2 protein-coding genes and 1 pseudogene are annotated in these 3,350 nt (G+C 37.6%); all 3 read right to left on the bottom strand.

Features of this window, described 5'->3' with window-relative positions; translation table 11 throughout:
• Positions 1-1,260: pseudogene (locus JO950_RS21530) on the bottom strand (hypothetical protein); the annotation flags it as partial.
• A gap of 325 nt (positions 1,261-1,585) precedes the next feature.
• Entirely contained in the window at positions 1,586-2,434 is an 849-nt protein-coding gene (locus tag JO950_RS21525) for a hypothetical protein (protein WP_202704479.1), read from the bottom strand.
• The coding region (locus JO950_RS22375) for an RHS repeat-associated core domain-containing protein (RefSeq protein WP_237732421.1) at positions 2,431-3,350 on the bottom strand (920 nt) is incomplete at its 5' end. The genes JO950_RS21525 and JO950_RS22375, both read right to left, overlap by 4 nt.

Raw genomic sequence — 3,350 nt, 5'->3', positions numbered from 1 at the left:
CGCTTCTGCCGGTGGATCTTTTGGGTCAGGGTCTACATCATGACCAACAGGAGGATCAGTATTTCCCGGATCATCCGCTGCAGGAGGATCTGGCTCTCCACCCCCTGGCTCAACAGGATCAACCGGAATATTTTGACCTGTGCTATAACTGTATTGAAAACCGCCTAAATAATCGGTATAAATTACAACACCATCTCTATCCTTTACAAATTTCTCGAGTTTTTGCCCCGCCGCGTTGTAAATATACTCAATTCTCCCAGGTGTTCCAAATGTAATTTTCTTAGGTAAATTCAGATGATTGTATTGTATTTGGGTGATGTTTTTGTTTTCGTCTTTCATTAAGTTGCCATTAAGATCGTAGGCATAATCATCTCCCGAATCATTAAATCCGTTACTATCGTCTTTAAATCCTTGTAGCTGATTACTGGTATCGGTAACTTTCATCAATCGGTTGGAATTGGTCTCGTAGAAATACCCCAAAATATCCATATCACCTACATAAGGATTTGATGACACACCAGCCATATATTGTCGTTGTAGTCTGGTAATATTTCCATTTTTATCATAATCCATACTTTCCCCAAAATAATTTTTGTTATCGGCTAAATTTGGAGTCTGATAAGTCGCCTCCAACAGGCGGTTCAGTTGATCGTATTGATAGCCATATATTCGAATTGCACCAGTAACATCTGAATTTGTTATCCAGGAAGTTTCGGCAATATTTCCATTGTAAAGTGCTTTGGCAAAATTTGCGTTTGCTTCTACTTTGTCATAGTTAATTTTAAAAGCAAAGAGATCTTTCGGGTCAGTGTCCTGCTGTAGCTCTTCGACATTGTTGATTCCGGTAAGCCAGCCTCTGATGTTGTAACTGTAGTGTACTTTCTGTAACGGAGTTCCTGCGCTGTTCCCCACATTTTTCACACTCAATTGCCCCAGATCGTCATAAGTATTGTTTGCCAAAACTTCAACAGTTCCTCCGTTGATTTGATGGGTATGGGTTAATAAATGGTCTTGTGGCGAATAGGTGTATTCTTCTCTTATGGTAAGTTCTGTGTCTCCGGAAGTACGTTTGTGTTTGGTAATGGTATAGAGCGACTTCCCGGTAAAATCTAAACTGCTGTTGGTATTGGTATAACCTCCTAAGTGATTTTGAGTCCGGGTTCTCACCGCACGGGATCTGGTATCGTAAAAAGTGGTAGTGGTTTCTCCCAATGCCGCTGAGGCAGTAGTCAGAGCTCTTACCCAGCTTCCAGTTACCAAACCTTTAACATTGTCTAAAACGGTCTGCCCTTCAACGGCAGCAGGTGTTTTTTGTTTTTTGTTCTCCCATTTTTAATAACCTTTTGTTTTTTACATTTTGGGCAATTCATACCATCACTAACTTTGGAACACCATGTCGCATTTTTACTCATTTTCGCTCATTTAAGGCAATATTAAAACAAAAAAGATGAGCATTACTGCTCATCTTTAAATTAATCACTTCTAAAATTTGTTAAATTTCAAAAGGTTAGAATTTCAAAATCTCATAACACTAACTTTGAAACACTACCAGGAATGGTTTTGTGGTAATTCTCATTAGTTAATGCTATTTATTTTCAGTTTTTTTATCACCTGTGACTAGGCTTTTTAGATTTGTAGTCTCATCAAGTGCCTTTGTTGGAATGTACCATGCACTTTTCTCTATTTTTAATTCAATAAGCTTTTCTCTCAATTCTTTAGTGATAAAAATTTTATTGGTTGCAGATGCCCCACTACCAAAGTAATCACAACTTTTAAAAATGGGAGCTATAATGTTCTTGTACAATGGATAAAATCCTTGTGGCATAGGCTGATATTTTGTCTTTCCACAAACATGACAAGTTTCCGTTGGATAATCCACTAGATTTAACTTTTCTTGTGTTTGCTCCAAAACTAATTGAACAGTTTCTTCAAAAGGATTTTCTTTTTTATACTTTAAAACTTCTCTACAATTAATTCCTAATGGCTCAAATACTTCATTATAAATTTTTCTTTCAACAAAAAGCTCATCATAAATCCAACCTAAACTAAAAATTTGCTTTTTACCTTCTGGCGGAACACTCTTAACTCTAAACGCATCTTTCTGTTTTAAACCAACTCCACAATTTGGACAGTAATCGCTTAAATCATAAGTAAGTTGTTTATATCCGAAATCCATATCGGGCATAGGGTATCCATGCTCATGCCCACCACTTTTTAAGGATAATGGAGACTCCTTTTGTTCTGCTTTACTAAATTCAGGATACCGTATTCCTCCGCTTCCAGTCCATTCATAAATATAATCTTTTACCTTAAGATAGGTTTCTTCATCAATTTGAACGGCTGTATATCCCTTAACAGGATAAACACCAAATTCGTTCATTTTCTCGATTTGCGAATCATTCCAATCAAGTGCTACATGATACTTTATTATCATAGTCCTAATGCTTTTAATATTTCTGGATAATCTTTATATACTTTTCTCGCCGCGTTATGTATTTGCTCTTTTGTTGCATTTGCAGTAGTTGTCAGTGCAGAACTGCCTTTATATCCGATTTCAGCCCTCCATGCATTTGTAAATATCTGATGTTCTTCGGCTGTTACAGCTATAGCACTCATACTTCCTGGCGTTACACCTAATGTACTTGCAAATCGTTGTTCTAACAAATGGTGCGCTTGCAAACTCTTTCCTTTTATCAAAGTTCTCAAAGATGAATATGACTTAATCCCATATTTTTCTGCTACTGATAATCCTCCATATTTCCCAGCTTGCCCAGCTGCTTTTTCAACTCCTGCCATTACTCCAGCAGTACCAGTCTTGTACTTATTAGCTGTTCCTAAAGTAAATAAATCCAACACCCCCACCATAAAACTTAGTGAAGCTCCAACGTAATCTCCTTCTTCTATTTTGTCGCTACTATCTATCGTAGCACCTAAGACTGGAACGGCTAGCAAAAATTGTTTAATTAGTCCTGGTTCTTTTTTTGGAGGGTCTCCTGGACCTTCACTTGAATTACTTTCTCCAGCAGTTGTTTGCGATAATGCCTCCTCGTATGAAACGTTTTTATCTCCATCAGTGTAAACTCCTTTATTTCCCTTATTATGCTCTTTCCAATTATATGTTGCCTGCATCCCATCAGGGTCAACAAAAAAGACTGGATTATCAAGAGCGTAGGTGTAAGGATTATATCTTCGCATTTTTTCTGCCAATGGGTCGATATTCATCCAGCGGCCAAGTGCAGGGTCATAATTTCTCATTCCATAATCATACATCCCCAGCCCCAGCTCGTCTTGGAGCTCCTTGCCGTTGTACTTATACTTATTACTTGTAGGTACATAATCATTATACCCCT

The organism is Flavobacterium sp. UGB4466, assembly GCF_903469665.1.
Taxonomy (GTDB): Bacteria; Bacteroidota; Bacteroidia; order Flavobacteriales; family Flavobacteriaceae; genus Flavobacterium; species Flavobacterium lipolyticum.
Note: the sequence above shows the minus strand (reverse complement) of the source record. Positions and strands in the feature narration are given on the sequence as shown.